General features: G+C 64.0%; 2 protein-coding genes. Both read right to left on the bottom strand.

Annotated elements, in window-relative coordinates:
- Positions 1-13,869, bottom strand: coding sequence for a hybrid non-ribosomal peptide synthetase/type I polyketide synthase (locus tag IMCC21224_RS05540; RefSeq protein WP_047994505.1), 13,869 nt, complete (start codon positions 13,867-13,869; stop codon positions 1-3).
- Complete coding sequence (locus IMCC21224_RS05535; protein WP_156178143.1) at positions 13,866-17,735, bottom strand: AMP-binding protein; 3,870 nt, start codon at positions 17,733-17,735, stop codon at positions 13,866-13,868. The genes IMCC21224_RS05540 and IMCC21224_RS05535 overlap by 4 nt, the downstream gene beginning before the upstream one ends.
- Between the last annotated feature and the right edge of the window lie 51 nt (positions 17,736-17,786).

Here is a 17,786-nt window from a genome sequence, read left to right as displayed (position 1 = left end):
TCAGAGCGCCCCCATCAAGGGATCATCGGCATCCAGAAGGCCCTGCGCCGTATCGGTTTGCTCGGGGCACTCTGCGCCCAGAACATCCAGGGGACTGCGATCGGGCGTGTGCATGAAACCATCCAAAAGTCGACCAAGATCGTCCAGAAACCAGTCCATGCTGTCACTATTGAACAAGGCGGTGTCATACTCCAGCACCAGCTCAATCTCGGTACGGTCCTCAACCATCAGGTTGAGATCATAGCGCGCTGTACGGGTCTGATCGGGCAGCGCGCGCAGGCCAAGCGGCCCAAGAGACTGTCCCGTTGCCGCGTTGTTCTGCACCAGCAGAAGGGTGTCAAAAACCGGATTGTGGCCCGGCTCGGCCCTCAGGTTCAGCGCGTCCAGAATCTGCTCAAACGGCGCGGTCTTATGGCCGAGCATCGCCCCTGTCTCGACCGTTGCTGAGCGCAGCCAGCCCGATAGCGGTGCCGCCGCACCCACATCCAGAATATGCGGCAGCAAGTTGAGGTAAAAGCCAAGCTGATCTTCGGTTTCGATCATGTCACGGCCCGCGTCTGCCGTGCCGATCACCGTCGGCCCCTCGCCCTCGCTGCGCAATCGCAGCAGAATATGCAACGCTGCGGCGCAGACAGAAAACAACGTCGCCCCCTGTTGCGCCAGATGCGCCCTGAGTGCTGCGCTGGTTGCAGCATCCAGCTGGTGGCGCGCCATCTGACCCCGCCCCGATCGCTGCACCGGGCGCGGCGCTTCGGTCGGCAGGCTGGTGACGGTCGCGCCGTGACCCAGACGTTGCCGCCAGTGTTCACAGGCCTCTTGCAACGCGTCACCGGTCGGTTGATCCGCCTGCCAGCAGGCAAAATCGCGGTACTGTATAGCCAGAGGATCGGGCAACACCGCCTCTCTTTCTCCAATGCGGACCGCATAGAACCCCGAAAGGTCCGCCATCATGATTGGCACCGACCACCCGTCCGAAATGATATGGTGCAAATTCACCACCAGCAGCCATTGATTGGCAGACATTTGCCCCAGTCCGGCACGCAACAGCGGCCCGCGCGCAAGATCGAACACATGCGCAAATTCGGGATCCAGGGCGCGGGTGGCATGCATACCGGTATCGCCCGTCCCATTCGCAATCTCAAACAGATCAAAGGCCGCGCCCGCCGGGTCAACGATCTGAACCGGCCTTCCCGACCGTGTCACGAACCGAGTTCGCAGGATTTCATGCCGATTCACCAGATCACCGAACGCCAGCGCCAGAGCGTCGCGTTGCACCGGCCCCTCAATGATGAATCCGCCCACCATGTTGTACGCTGCCGAGTTGAGCTGTGCCGTCTGCATAGCAAACAGCCGCGTCTGGGCCGAGGACAGAGGATAACTTTCAGCCTCAGGAACACGCGGGATCGTCAGCGCAGGTGCGGCTGGATCAGCACCACCAAGTGCCGCCAGCGCAGCCACGCTTTGTGCCGCAAAGAAATCGCGCAGGGTCAGGCTCATGCCCAGTTGCGCACGCAGTCGCAGCACCGCCTTGTTCGCCATCAGGCTGTGCCCGCCAAGCGCAAAAAAGCTGTCGGTGCGCGCCATCACAGGCCGCTCAAGCAATGCGCAGAGGATCGCAGCAATCTGCATCTCAAGCCCGGCACGGGGCGGGGCCGCGTCATCGTCGGCCGCCAGCGGTCGATTAGTGGCGCCGCGCAATGCCTTGCGGTCGATCTTGCCGTTCGAGGTCAGCGGCAGGCTATCCACCACAAAGATCCGGCGCGGGATCATATAGGCAGGCAAAACCGCCGCCAGATGCGCGTTGAGCGCGTCCGGGTCGACAGGATTGTCCAGCGTCAGCCAGACCGACAGGATCGCCTCACTCCCGTGGTCACCCAGCAGCCCGGCAGCGGCGGCACGCACACCAGCATAGCTGCTCAGGCCGCTCTCGACTTCGCCCAGCTCGATACGGTAGCCGCGTAGTTTCACCTGATCGTCGGCGCGCCCCAGATAGGTAACTTCGCCAGTCAGGCTCATCCGTCCGAGATCGCCTGACCGATAGAGCCGCCGCCCCGGATCATGGGGATCGTCGACAAACCGATTTGCCGTCTGTTCGGGCTGGCCCAGATAGCCGCGCGCGACGCCTGATCCGCTGACAACGATTTCGCCCTGCACACCTGCGGGAACCGGCCGCAGCGCGCGGTCGCGGATGGTCAGCCCATAGCTCGGCAGCGGTACGCCGATGGGGCTGTCGTTGCGGGTCAGGTCTGTGTCGGTAAGGGGACGGAATGTGGTGTGTACCGTCGTCTCGGTTATGCCGAACAGATTGATCAGACGGCACGCCGGATACCGCCGCGACCAGGGCTGCAGCACCGCAGGGGTCAGCGCCTCGCCTCCGAACCAAACGGTTGCAACCGAGAGGGCGCCGCCCGCGTCCGACATCTCAAGGTCCGACAGGGCGCGAAAGGCCGAAGGTGTCAGGCTGAGCTGTGTCACCTCGTGCTGTACCAGAACCGACCGGAACGCCACCATGTCGGTGCGTGCCGCATCGGGGATCACCACCACCTCTCCCGCTGTCAGCAGGGCGCCCCAAACCTCCCATACCGAGAAATCGAACGCAGGCGAGTGAAACCAGCTCCATCGGTCGCCCGGCGCGACAGGATAGATCCCGCCCTGCCCCAGCACCAGGGACAACAGGTTGCGGTGTTCAACAACAACTCCCTTCGGCCGTCCTGTCGATCCCGAGGTAAAGATCACATAAGCTGCATCATCGGCCCGCAGATCGGGCAACTCGATTGTTTGTCCGATGTCAGCCGCCACTTCGGTAATGTCCAGCCGGACGATGCCCGGCGGCAACAGTTCCACACCCGCGTCACTGCTAATGAGGACACAGCGCACAGCGGCATCCTCAAGAATGCGAGCCGTTCGCTCGCGCGCGGCCTGCATGTCCAGCGGTACAAACGCCGCACCGGCCTGCATCACTGCCAGCATGGCGCGAACATAGTGCGGCCCGCGTGGCAGCAGCACCGCCACCCGGTCGCCCGGTTGAACCCCCCCCGCGACCAGGCCATGGGCGAGTGCCCGTGCGTCGGCGACAAGCGTGCCGTAAGTCGTACAACCCATCTCGTCCCGCAGGGCTATCGCATCGGGATAGCGCGCGGCCGCAGCGGTCAGAGCCTCGGGGACCGAGGCAAAGGCGATGTCTGCCCCGCTGCGGCGCGGTGCCCCTGCAGCAATCAGCGGCGCTACATCGACATCTGGCATAAGCGACAGCAGATCAAACGGTTGATCCCCGCGCTGCTGCAGCGCGGTCAGCAGATGGGCCAACATATCCCCCCAATGGCGGATGGTTGCGGCATCAAACATGCCTGAGTTGAAGGTCAGCCCCAGATCCAGCCCGCCATCCTGGCGGCGCAGGGGGGCAAGCACGAGATCGTATTTGCCCCAGCCGATCGCACCCGGTGAGCAGCGTGAGGGTGCCGGTTCGCTGTCGCGCACCATCAGAACATCGAACAACGCCGTGCGGCTCATGTCGTTGTCCGGTTTCAGGTCCAGGACAACGGTGTCAAAGTCTGTCTGGCCATGCGCCTCGGCGAGGCGCGACTGCCGCGCGATCGCGGCGATGATGTCAGTGGTGCTATGATCCGGGTCAACGACGATGTTCAGCGTCACCAGATTGTCATGCGACCCAAGGCCGCGACCGGTGCGCGGACATGTCTGTCCCAGAACAATACTGTCCTGTCCGCTCAGCCGATGCAGCAACGCAACAAATGCCGTAAGGATCAGATCATCGGACTGCACGTCGTTGCGCGCGGCGCAAACCTCAATCGCGGCACATTGCGCCGCGCCAAGTCGAACCGTGGTGGTGCCACGCGCAAACACATGCACCGCGGCACGGGCCTGATCGACGGGCAGCAAAAGCCGCGGCGGATTCGCCCCGAGCGTCGCGCGCCAAAACGCCAGATCCGTCTCTGAGGTGTCCGGCGGCGCCATCGGCGCATCGCAAGCCAGCATCAGGTCGGCCGGTACGCTGTCCTGCAACATCGCGGCGGCAAGCCGATCCAGCCCGCGCAGATCAGCCACAATGTGATGCGCGACCACAAGCAGACCAACGGCGCCAGTCGGCTCGGACACCCGCGCCACCCGCAACAACCCGCCCGCTGCCAGATCAAAGGGGGCATCTATAAACGCCTCCACAGAGTCGGGCGCCAATGTGGCACAAGGCGGGACTTCTGCCGTCATCGCTGTGCAGCATGGTTGATCGGCCCGCATGTCAAAGGCCACGCGCAATGCCGGTACCTTTTGATAAAGCTGCGTCAACCGTCGATTTAGGCAGTCGGCCGTTACCGCTGGATCAAGGGTGTAGTGCGCCGCCATATTGTAATAGGTCGGCGCCGCGTCATAAAGGACGCCGTTTTCGAAGCTATCGACAAACCACAGCCGCTTTTGCAGCGCAGTCGGCTCGGCCTCGGGTGCCGTCTGTCCGAGCGTGGCCTCTCTCGCTCCGGCGAAGTCGGCGGAATCCGCAGGCGCGTCAGGATTGCGGCAGATCCGGGCCAGCGTTGCAAAGACCACGTCCAGCAATGCCTCGACCCGCGATGCCGAATGAATCGCGGTGGCATAGGTCACGTCCAGCGTCACGTCGATACCGGTCTCGATCACATAGAACGACAGGTCGAACTGCGATGTCGGCAACGCCATCTCCGCAAAGTCAAAGCCCAATTCAGCACCCAACTGCGCCAGCCCGCGCCGGTCGTCATGGGTCACGCAGATCTCAAACAGCGGGTTGGCCGATGGATCAGGCCGCAGGCCAAGCGTGGCCACGATCTCTTGTAGGCTGACAAGGTCATGCGCCGCTGCCTCTAGCAGCGCGGCGCGGATCAGCGCGATCCGTTCAGACCAGCTTTGCCCCCGTGGCAAATCCAGACAGAGCGGCAGCGTATTGGCAAAAAGACCAATCACCCGGTCCATGCCGGGCCGGTTGCGACCCGCGCTGACGGTCCCGATCACCACATCGCGACAATCCAACACCGCGACAGCATGGGTGGCAATCGCCGCCATGACTATCTGGAACGGGGTCGTGCGCAATGTCCGCGCGTGTTTCTGCATCTGGCGCAGCAGGTCCGGCGGCAGCTTGCGCGAGGCACGTGCCCCGGCAAAGGATTTCTGCACTGGACGCGACGCATCACCCGGCAGCGCGGTCAGTGCGGGCACCTGCGCCGCGCGCTCGCGCCAGAACGCCAGCGCCGTGTTGCGTGCGCTTTCTGAGTCGGCGACCCACTGGGCATGGTCAGGGAAATCCTGCGCAAGCGCTGGCAATGGCTGGGCCTCCAGCACCACGCGCTGACAGGCGTCCAGCAGATCGCGGACCATGATTTCGGCTGACCATGCATCACTGATGATGTGGTGCAGGACCAGAACCAGCGTGCTGCCGCCTTTGGGTTGATCCAACAGGCCAATCCGCCACAGCGGCGCGCCCTCATCCTCGAACGGGCGTTGGGCAAAGCGGTCGAGCACCGCTTCGATATCCGCTTCGGGGGACAACCGCTGTGGCGACAGCCCGGCGGATGGCTCGGGCGCGATGACCTGATCCAGTTGATCCTCGCTCCAGGCAAAGGTTGTGCGCAGGCTGGCATGACGCCGCGCCAATTGTTGCATCGCCAATGCCAGAGTGTGCGCCTCAAGCCGCTGACCCAAGTCCAGCCGAAGGCAGATATTGTAGGCCGGGCCCGGGTCGCTGACCGCCGCAAGCAGATGAAGTTGCTGCTGTTGCGGCAGGGCTGGCACCCGACCATCGCGGGGCCGAGACACCGCTGGCAGCGACACCTCGTCGGCGCGATCACCATTGTGATTCTCCAGCCCCGTCGCCATATCGGCAAGGCGGGACGTGGCAAAGATCCACTCAAGGCTCGGGTCCGTGTCAAACTGCGCGGTAATCCGGCCCAGCAACCGAACCGCTTGCAGGCTGCTGCCGCCAAGATCGAGAAAATCCGCGTCAGGCGATGTGACAGGCCGTCCCAACAAATCCTGCCAGATTCGTGCCAGAGCCGCCTCGGTCGCGGTCATCGCGCGCTCCGGCGCCTGCGGGGTTGAAACGGTTTCCAACGCTTCATGGGTGACAAGGGACGCAGGCCGTTGTTGCGGTAACGCCTCCTGCAACTGAGCAAACGCCCCGGCCAGCGTCAGATCGCCAGCCGTGCACCGCCGGGTCAAAGCCAGATACGCCTCTAGCCAGCCCTGGGCTGACTGGGTCGTAAACCGGTCGCTGTTCCAATCAAAGTCCAGCACCACCCGATCCCCGATACGCAGCAGGTTCAGGAACAGATCCGCACGCGCTCCGCAGACGGGCGACGGATGCAGGGTAGCCCCGGACAGCCCGGCGCCCAGATTGATCGGCCCATCCAGATTAAACAGCGCATGTCGGTCAGGCAAACCATCCAGAGGCGGCTGTGAACCGGGTCTGAGCAGTTCGGAATGCAGGTGTCGGCCCAGCTCGGTCATCGTCATTTCGGACGTCAGATCAACACTGACCGGACGCACAAAGCTAAGGTTGCCAACAAGGTTCAGACATCCCGACAGCGCCTGCCCCGCCACAGGAATGCCGACAGATACCCGGGTTTGCCCGCTGAGCCAGCCCAGAAGTGCCACATACGGCGCCATGAACCCCGCCAGTGGCGTGATGCCATTGGCACGTGCCACCTGCGCCATCTCGGCGTAAAGCGGCGCGATATCGACCCGCGTTTCGCGCTGACCACGCGGCGCGGGGGCATCAGGTTCAGGACCGTCCACCGGCAGATTCAGCGCCAGCGGCACCGCATCAAGGCGGAAAAAGTCGGTCTTTTCCTCCCATAGACGATAGATGTCAAAAGCGTCGACCGGATCCGGCACGCGCCCATCCAGAATCTGCCCCAGTTCGTTCAGGATTAGCGCCAGCGACCAACCGTCAAAGCCCAGATGACTGCTGGTCAGTGCCAGTGTCTGCTCTGCGACGTCGATCAGGCTCAGCCGCAGTGGGGCGCGGTCGAACGCAAAGGTATGCTCAAGCGCCTGTGTGCCCCAGGCGTCCAGCGCAGCGTCTACCCCCCCCGCGCCGTCAAGGCGGAACATCTCGAACGGTGCGGCAGCGGCGGCGGCCACACGCCGTGTACCATCGGGGGCGAGACAGGCGTGCAAGGCCGGGTGGCGCTGACAAACCTGCGCCCAAGCTGCGGCTACGGCGTCGGATGGATAGCGTTTGTCGCCCAACCGCAGCAGGATGAGGTCGGTCCATGTCCCCCGTCGTACCATCGCGGCCCGACGCCTGAGCGCCAGCTCTCCGGCGCCGCCGACCAATTGCGTTGGTGCACTCGACATCGGCGTGCCGAACCAACCCGCTGCCTTCATCGCTGCGATCCCCTGACGTGCCGCATCAACGATCAGCGACACCTCGTCGTCCCCGTGCGCGGTCGACAGGAAACAGTTTCGCTGTTCCCAGACAAACACCCCGTTGTTCAGCAGATGAGTGTTCAGGATCTCGGTACCTGCACCAAAATTGAACCGGAACAGCGATCCGAACCGCTCCATCCGTACCGGCACCTCTTCGGCCTGAAACAGCGCATCGAGGCGTTGGCACATTCCCTCGGTTCGCGCAGCAAGCTGGTCAAACATCGCGCCGCCGTCAGCGCGAATATGATCCAGCACAGCGCGCGCGGCAGCCAAAGCCATCGGATGACCGTTGAACGTACCGGCCACAAAGGCTGTGCGCGTGCCCGGCCCACTGTCATCCCCATAGCGCCACGTGCCGCCATCCACCGCGTCCATATAGCGGGCCGCCCCCGACAGCACTCCGATCGGCTGACCATGCCCCAGCACTTTGCCATAGGTCACCAGGTCCGCCTCGATCCCGAAAATGTCCTGCATCCCACCTGCGGAGAACCGAAACCCCGAGATCACTTCGTCAAACAGCAATGGGACATCCTGCCTACGGGTCAGATCGCGCAGCGCACGCAGATATTCAATCGGACGGTTTTCTGGGTTGCGGCTTTGCACCGGTTCGACCAGCACCAGCGCAATGTCATCCGCATGACGCCTGATCACCTCAAGCCCGGCCATGTCGCCGTAATCCAATGTAATCACCGGATCGACCATGCCCTGCAATGTGCCATCGGTCATCGGAGCAGCCTGCGGTGTGCCATCCGCGTCGATCCAGCCGGTGGCCAGAACCCCGTCAAAGCTACCGTGGTAGGCGCCCTTGAAGATCACGATCTTTTGGCGACCGGTCACCGCGCGGGCAATGCGCACGGCGCACATGATTGCCTCGGTACCGGTAGAGAAAAAGGCGCTGCGCTCCGCCCCGGTCATGGCGTGAATACGCTCTGCCACCTGTTCGGCCAGTGGCGTCGCAGGGCCAATCGCGGCGCCCCGGTCCAGCTCTTCATGCAAGGCTTTGGTGACAAAATCTGGATTGTGCCCAAACAGGTAGACGCCAAATCCCATTGTCACGTCGACATAGCGGTTGCCGTCGACGTCCCAGACATGTGCACCATGCGCCCGGTCGGCCATCAGCGGGTAAGTCAACTCCTTGAGGTCAGGCGCAAAGCCAAACACCGCGCGGCTGTTGGCCACATGTCGGCGGGCGGATTGCGCCCCGGCCTTGGACCCGGCGCTGCGCGCGTTCCACGTGGTGCTCAGATCCGCCACATGAGCCTGCTGCGCCGCCGTCAGACCCGAGGTGTCCTTTTTCGGTTGGCGGAACAATCCCTTGATTTCGGTTCCGACAGGTCGTGCCCCCATCGCAGGCTTTGACCGGGCTGCTTCGGGCGCGGGCATCGCACCACCATCTGACATCACTTGCAACTGTCGTGCAATGACGTCCTCGACCATCTTCAGTTGCGCCTGCATCACCGCGGCCATGCCACCAGATGCTGCATCCGTCACGATTGCGGCTTGACGACCGACCGCAGCGTTGTCCGGGATCGGCGTCGGTCGCGTCGAGGCCAGAAGGTCGGCCAGTTTGCGCGGGGTTTCGACCGTTTCAAACAAGGCTCGCAACTCAACCTCGAGCGCGAGCCGCGACGAGAGAGCGCGCTGAAGCTGTACCATGCCCAGCGAATCCATGCCCAGCGCGGTCAGCGCCGCATCGGGCGCGATCAGCTCAGCCGCGACACCTGAAATCCGGGCAATAATCGGCAGAATTTCGGTCTGTAGCAGGTCCTGTGGGGCAACCGGATCCAGGGATGTTGCAGTGATCGCTGGAATCGCGGTTTGTCCAGTGCGGTTCATGGTCAGACCCAATGCGCCGACCGGACGGCGTGGCAGCGGCTGATCCGCCATCGGGTGGCGCGGCAAACGATCACCCGACGCGCCGCGCGTGCCGTAATAGCGTGCCCAGTCCACAGCAGCACCGTGGCTCCAGACTGTGCCGGCAGCAACGGCGAATGCCTCTGGCGCGCCTGCGCCGCCAATCCATATTGCCTCTGGCGCGGCCGCAGCGCCTAGGCGCGACAGGACTGCGCCCGGGCCGATCTCTAGGCAGATCGTGTCGCCCGCCGCAGTAGCAGCCTGCGCGGCTTGGACGAACCGGACAGGTGCAAGCATCTGATCGCGCCAGTATTCCGGCGCGCCAAAAGCATCCGATGACGCCAGCATTCCCGACAGCGTCGAAAAGACCGGCAGATGTCCCGGCTGTGAATCCAGCGTTAGCCCGTCGAACAGATCCTGTGCCGCCTGTGCCATGGCCGGGCTGTGGAATGCCCGTGAGACCCGAACCGGCGCCGTGACATGGCCCGCCGCCTCGGCCCGTTCACGCAATTGCGCTATGTGCGAAACGGGGCCTGAAAGGCTCAGCGCGGTTGGGCCATTGTATCCGGCGATCACGACGTCAGGAAGGTTGGTCATCAGCCCGCGCGCCGTACCCTCGTCCGCGCGCAGGGCCAGCATTGCGCCTGCCCCGGCGCGGTCGTGCATCAGTCGACCACGCCGTACCGCCAGCCGCATCGCAGTCTCGATCCCGAACTGCCCCGATGCCAGCGCCGCGCCAATCTCTCCGACACTATGACCCAGCACCGCGTCAGGGCGCAGCCCAAATTCGGCCCAAAGTGTTGTCAGAGCGTGACCAAATGCCACCAGCGCAGGCTGAGACAAATCGGTCTGAGTCATCCGTGCCTCATCCGCTGCAGCAGCGCCATATAGCCATTCGCTCAGAGGATGGCCCTGCACCAGTCCCGCGGCCTCTGACGCCTGATCAAATGCAGCGCGAAAGACCGGCTCGTTTCGATAGAGGTCCGCGCCCATCGCGACCGATTGCGCCCCCTGACCCGGATAGGCAAAAACCACACGCGGCGTTGTCAACGCATTGACCCACGGGGCCTGCATGATACCGGTTAGCGATCCCGTGCGCGCCACGATGGCCGCCCGACGCCAGGGGCCAGAGACGCGGCGGCTCGCTTGACCTGCAACCAGATCGGCGCGTTCGGCAGACTTCGCTCCCTCAAGCTTGGCAGACCATGCGTCCAGCAACGGCTCGGCTGCGGCTTTGCCGAGCACCGAAAGCGGCAGCACCAACGGCCTGTCCGGCGTTTCGAGTGCTCCAGCCGGTGGTGTAACCGGCGGACTGGACAGGATGGCATAGGCGTTGGTGCCGCTCATCCCAAAGGACGCAACCCCGGCCAGACGCCGCCCGCTGCGTGACCAATCCAGTGGTTGGGTGATCGGCTGCATCCCGCCCGCCGCCCAGTCAAAGCGGTCGTTCAGCATAGCGCATGCACGATCCGGGGGCACCAAACCATGCTCAAACGCCAGTAAGATCTTGATAACGCTCGCGATTCCTGCCGCCGCCTCAAGGTGGCCGATCAGACTCTTGACCGCGCCAAGGGGCAAAGGTCGACCTGCTGTACGGCGCAGAACGTCACGCAGCGCCTCAAGTTCAATCGGATCACCCAACGCAGTGCCGGTGCCATGGGTTTCCACCCAATCCAGGTCGTCGCCTGCCAACCCAGCCTCTTGCAACGCGCGACGCAACAGATCCCGCTGAGCACGGCCGTTCGGGGCGGTGACGCTGGCGCTCTGACCATCGTGGTTGAGTGTGGTGGCCAGCAGTTCCGCGCGCAGAGTGTCCTGATCGCGCGCCGCCTCATCCAGCCGTTTGAGCACGACCAGACCGGCACCTTCGCCCCGGCCATAGCCATCAGCAGACGCATCGAAGGTCTTGCACAGACCATCCGGTGACAGCGCACCCATCCGGTGCAGACCCACATGCAAATCGGGCGACAGGATCAGGTTCGCACCTCCGGCGACCGCCAGATCACAGCGCCCCTGCCGCAAGGCCTGCGCCGCAAGGTCCAGCGCCACGATGGACGACGAACAGGCAGTGTCCACCGCCAGCGCCGGCCCGCGAAAATCAAACAGATGCGCCATGCGACCAACAGCGATGCTGCCCGCACTGCCTGTGACGGCATAGGCGGCCAGCGCATCGCCATCGGCGACAATCTCACCGCGCCCTGTCCCCAGGCCCGTCTCGCTCAGGCCGACGAACAGCCCGACGCGTTTCCCGCGCAATCGTGCCGCGTCCAGCCCAGCGTGTTCAAGCGCCTGCCACAACACCTGCAAAAGCAGACGCTGAATGGGATTCATCGCCTCGGCCTCACCTTGCAACACGCCAAACAACCCGGCATCAAAGCTGTCGATCTGCGACAGAAGTGCGGCGGGCGGCAGATCCGGATCACCTGGGTTCAGCGTCCAGCGATCTGCCGGAATCGGAGCCACCACCGGGTGCGGGGCGGTCAGAAAATCCCAGAACGCCTCGGGCGAGTCGCTGCCCGGAAAGCGGCAGCCATACCCAATCACTGCGATGCGAGCATCAGATGAGGGTTGCGCGGTTGTGGCCCGCGTCGGCACCTCTGTGGTTACCGCCCCGTCCTGGATCAGCGCCTGCGCCAACGCGCGCGGGCTGGGGTGATCGAAAAGCTGTGCAATCGAAAGCTCGCGCCCCAGCCATGTGCCCAACCGCGCGCACAGCGTCACGGCCTGGCGCGACGACAGCCCCTGATCCATCAGCCCCGCCGCCGGATCGACAGACGTCCCGCATAACAGAGCGGCTTCGTTGCAGATCAGACTGGTCACAACAGCGACATGGCCATCGGAAATCGCCCGGCGCAAAGGCGCGCCGCGCGCCTGTGCCGCGTCTGCATCGCCGCTGAGCTGGTCAGAGTAGGCGCCATGTTCATAGGCACGCGACAGCGCATGGCGTTGCAGTTTGCCGCTGGTCGTGCGCGGCAGATCCCGCACGCACAAGACGTGATCCAAAACCACGCCGGTCTGGGCGACCACATGCGCGGCAAGCGCCTCTTGCAAGGCCACAGCTTGCGTCCCCTGCCCGCGAACGCGCAGGAACCCAAGCGTTCTGACCGCTCCATCCGCCGGATCGCGTCCCTGCGCGATGGCGATCTGATGCAGAGACGTCAGCCCGGGCGCGCCCTGCGCGATCCGCTCCAGGTCGGCGGGATGGTAATTGCGCCCGCCGGAAATGATCACGTCCTTGGCCCGGCCTGCCATGACAAACTGACCCTCGCGCAGGAAACCGATATCGCCGGTGTCCAGCCAGCCATCCTGGCGCAACACCTGCGCACTTTGGTCAGGTCGATTGCGGTAGCCCTGCATCAGCGAACCGCATCGGATCTGAAGGTGGCCGACGGTACCGGGTGGCAACGGCGCGCCAGCGTCATCAACGATCTGCACCCTGACCCCTGTGACAGGCCGACCCAGCAATGGCAGTTCGACCGCCTCGGGATCGCCCTGTGTCAAATGCTCGACCCGTTGACCGGGTTCCAGCGACCGGCGCGCCACGTGCACGGTGTCCAGGCCCGACCGCATCGTGACCACCAGCGTCGCCTCGGCCAGACCGTAGGCGGGCCACAACGCCGCCGACTCTAGCCCGGCCGGTGCCAGCCGGTCAGCAAAGGCACGCAGCACCACCGGGTCCAGCGGTTCCGCCCCCAGGGTGACGCAGCGCACCCGACTCAGATCAAATTGCGCCGCGCGCTGCGGCTTGAGCAGATTCGTCACCATTTGCAGCGCCAGGTTCGGTGCGCCTGTGATGGTGCCACGGTGATCATGCAGCGCACGGATCCAGGATACCGGCTGACGGGCAAAATCCTCGGGTGCCATGAGCACCTGCGGCAACCCGCTAAGAAGCGGCAGGATGTGAAAGTGGAACAACCCGAAATCATGCGACATCGGCATCCAGTTGACAAAACAGTCGCGCGCCGTGACCGACAACGCATCCTGCAACATCGCGGTCTGGGCCAGAATGGCACGGTGGCTCAGCTCGACCCCTTTGGGATCGCCTGTCGAACCCGAGGAAAACATGATCACCGCAGTCGCGTCTGGGTTTGGCGCGCGATTCATCGCTTCTGCGGGCACATCGCTCTCTGCCGTAACGTCAAGGCGAGCAAAGTGATCACCAGTCATCACAAAGGCACCAACGACACCTTCGGCATCCACCAAGGCGTCGCGAAAGCTGGCGTCTTCGGTCAGAACCCAGGCCCGGCCCAGCACCTTGATTGCTGCACGGGTGCGTTCGATCTGAACCGCCGTGCCCATGGGGGGCATCGACACGGCAGTCAGGTCGGCGGCCTGACAGGCCCAGAACCCGCAGACGAACGCCATCGGATCTGCGTTCACCAGCAGCACACAATCGCCCGGCTGCGCACCGGCGGCACACAGCTGCGACGCCAGAGTGCCCGCTATTTCTTCGAGTTCGGCAGCGTTGATGCTCAGATCTTCGCCCGCGCGGTTGCGACGGGTCACTGTCGCCACCCCCTGATGCGCGATGGTCAGAAAGGCCCCCCACAAATCTGTGGCACCGATCGGGTCGGGCAGGCCCGGATGATCAAAAACGCTGCTGTTGTTCACACTTTTACCTCGTCATTCGCAAGCGGCCGGGGATCGGGAACGCGCCATCCCGGTGCAGGCGTGCCGTCGTCGGACATGGAAACACCGGCAAGATGGGCTGCAATCAGCGGCCGCAGTGTCCCGGTCCACTCGGCCACATGGGGCGGATGGAACAGGCTGAAATGATCCGCGCCGCAGCTCAGAACGCTGTTCTCACCCCGGCTCAGCGCCGCCATCTGGTCTAATCGCCGCTGCACGACAACGCCGTCGGGGGTCGCCAGAACGCCAACCACCCGGTTCTTGATCGGTATCGTCGGCACATAGGCACCCTGTTTGGCGAGACGTTGCACAAACTGGGTTTCGTATTGCGCGACGACAGCCTCGGGCAAGGCACCGCGCAGAGTGCGCATCACCTGCGACCAGTAGCGGCGCGACTCCAGCGGGGTCTGGCCGCTGTCCTGCATCAACTGCGGCTCGCCCGGCAACCGGTCCAGCAGGATCACAAGCGGTGACACACCGTGCGCGGCAAGCTGCTTTGCCGCCTCATAGGCCAGATCAGCGCCGACAGACCAGCCCAGAAGAACCTGATACCCGCGTCCAGCGTCTGGAGCCTGCTCGAGGATCCAGCGTACCGTTGCGGGAATATCCGGTGCGCTGTCGAACGCCGGAAAATCGTCGATCCCGTCCACCGAATACCCCGGCGCCAATGTGCTCAGCCACTCGCGGTAAATGCTGGAACTGCCCATCAAGCCCGGAAAACACAGCATTTGCGCCGCGTCGTCCTGTCCCCACAGCCGCATGAGCGCGGCAGCCGACTGCGACGGATGTGCGGTACCTGCCGCCTGTGCGGCGTCGATCCGCGCAGCCAGATCCGACAGCACAGGCGCATCGGTGAACCAGCGCAGCGGCAGACGCTGGCCGGTCTCTTGCTCCATCAGCGAAGATACTTCGATGGCGCGCAGGGAATGCCCGCCCAGCAAAAAGAAATCGTCGTCACCCGCAACAGTGTTCAGCCCAAGAACCTGCGCCCAGATGCGAGCAAGGTGTCGTTCGGTTGTCGTGTCTGGCGGTGATCCGGCGCTCAGTCGGTCAGGCAAATCACCCAGTCCGGCCAGCATCGCGGTGGTGTCGGTCTTGCCATTCTCTGTCATCAAAAGCCGCGACAGAAAGACAAAACGTTGCGGGATCTGCACCCCTGGCAGATATTGCGCCAGCCCAGCGCGCAGCCGGGCCGGGTCGCGCGATCCATCGCGGGTTTTGACAAAGGCCACCAACTGCGCCGCCGCCCCCTGACCGCGTATGGCGACCGCCGCCTCATCGATCTGCGCATCGCGCAACAGCGCCAGACGGATTTCCTCGGGATCAATGCGGTGCCCGCGGATCTTGCCGATACCATCGCGACGCCCGGCAAACCGCAGAGTTCCATCCGCCGTGATCAGGCCCAGATCGCCGGTTCGATAAAACCGCTGGCCGCCGATCCGGGTAAACCCACCTTGCGGCGCGGGCGATAGGTAGCCGCGCGCCAGCGCGGCGCCGCCAACCGCAATCTCGCCCCGGACGCCGCGCGGCAGAATATCGCCAAAGCGGTCAACGATACGGATCTCAGACCCCGCGACCGGCATCCCGAGATCATGCGCATCCTGTTCTATCCAAATGCCAATCGGACGCGGCGCTGTCATTGCACACCCGATGGTCGCTTCGGTTGGCCCGTAGTGGCAGGCCAGTTGCAGCCAGGGGCACAGCGCCGCCAGTCGGGCAATCTGGTCAGGGTCTGGGCTCTCTCCGCCCAGAATCAACAACCGCCACTGCGTCAGCGCCGCAAAGCGTGACAGGTCGGGCGCGCTTAGCAACAGGTGCAAAAAGGCGGGCGTCGTCTTCATCACTGTGATGCCGCGCTCGGCCATGGCACGCAGCACCAGATCCGGATCCACCGCCGCCTCTGCCCCCAGCCAGAACACAGCACCACCCGCCGCAAGCACTCCAAAGGCCGTCGTGTAGCCCAGATCAAAGGCCGGCGAGGTCACCTGCAACGCACGATCCTGCGCAGTGAACCCAAAGGTGTGCCCGACGCTCTGGCAATAGTTGGCAAGCGCCTCTTGCGGCACCGCAACGCCTTTGGGCGCGCCGGTTGAGCCCGAGGTAAAGATACAATAGGCCAACCCGGCGCTCGCGGCGTCAGACGCGTCACGCACGGGGTCTTGCGACAATTGCCGGTCTGGCAGACCCAGTGTCAGTCGTGGGCGGGCCGCGTCAATGATCTGCTGCTGACGCAATACAGGCCACGCCGGATTGACCGGAACAAAACCCGCCCCCAGCTGCCAGCAGGCCAGCGCCTGCACAACAAAGGTGTTGCCCTGGACCGCGGCAATCGCAACGCGGTCGCCCGTGCGCACCCCCTGTTCGGCAAGCGCGAGTGCTGTCTGTGCCACCTCGGTCATCAACGCGGCGCGGTCCAGCGTATTGCTTGCGTCGCCAACAACCTCTGAGGTCGGATCGTGCTGGGCTATCATCTCTGCCACGGACAGAGCCGGTGCCGCCGCCGTGCCGGTGATCCGGCTGGACAGGGCGTCCGAGATGCAGAGTGGCACAGATACAATTGCATCTGACGGACGGGATAAAAGCCGCCCGAGTAGATCGAGCGTCAGGGACAGCAGCATTTCGACCCGGTCTAGCGGCACGCGGTTAACATCATGGCGCGCCTCTAGATACGGCGCATCGCCGAGCGAAAATCCGATCTGGAAGTCATAGTGATCCCAACTTTGCGCGCTGTACTCACCGATGGTCAGCCCGGCTTGCGGAAACTCGAGACAATCCGCCTGTCCCCAAGCCAGCGCGGCCGGACGGCCGATCATCGTGTGGTCCAGATGGTCGGCCCGCAGTCCACCCGCCGCAAGGATATCAGCCAGTGGCAGCGCTGACCACAGCGGCGCATCACGCAGCTGTGCCTGCACGTCCTTGCAGAGCTGGGCAAAGCCTTTGTCCTGCGACAGATCCACCCGCACCGGCAAGGTCGCGGCAAACAGTCCCACGGCGCGATCTATCTCAGGCAGATCATGACTGCGATTCGCCATGACCGAGGCAAAGACCGCATCGTCCTGATCGCTCAACCGCGCCAGAACCGCCCCCCAAATAGCATGCAGGACAGCGCTGGGTGTGACGCCATGGCGGCTGGAAAAGCTGTGAATCCGGGCGCCAAGCTGCTCCGGCAGAAGTCGGATGACCGCGGATTTTGCCCCCGGCGATCCCGTCGCATCCAGTACCGGCAATGCGGCAATCGTGGCGCCATGCAGGACCGAATGCCAATACGCTTTGCCCGCCGCACCGCGCCGCGCCTTCTGGCTGTCAGCAAGCGCGCCAGTCGTGGTACGCGCGGGCGTACTTGGCTCTGCCCCCTGCCCGATACCCCGCGCGTAAAGTGCCATCAAATCATCAATCAGCGTTGGCGCGGACCATGCGTCCAATATGATATGGTGAAAGGTGACGATCATCGCACAGGATCCGCCGGGTTCAGGGGCCAGGACCACACGCAGCAGGGAATCGCGCGCCAAATCAAAACGCGCGCTGCGTTCAGCCTGCGCCACCGCCACAACGGACCTCTCCGCGCCGGGCTCGATACAACGGACATCTGGCGCGCGGGCGGTCAGAACCGCCTGAATTGCCTTGCCCTCACGCGTGCGCACAAATGCCGTCCGCAAGGACGTGTGCCGGTCCGACAGATCCTGCCACGCCTGAGACAGCGCCACGACATCAACGCGCCCGATCAACTTGCAGGTGAACTGCTCGATGTAGGCGGATTGTCTCTTATCGGACCCGGAATCAGCCTCAAACGCGAACAGGGATTCCTGCAGACCCGTCATCAGATGCAGTGATTGCAGCTTGTTCGACACGTCCCACACCCCGTAATTTTTGACCCGAAAAAAGTAATCAGCCGATTCCAA

Origin of the sequence: Puniceibacterium sp. IMCC21224, from assembly GCF_001038505.1 — a bacterium.
Lineage (GTDB): Bacteria > Pseudomonadota > Alphaproteobacteria > Rhodobacterales > Rhodobacteraceae > Puniceibacterium.
This window is presented reverse-complemented; position numbering and strand designations above follow the sequence as displayed.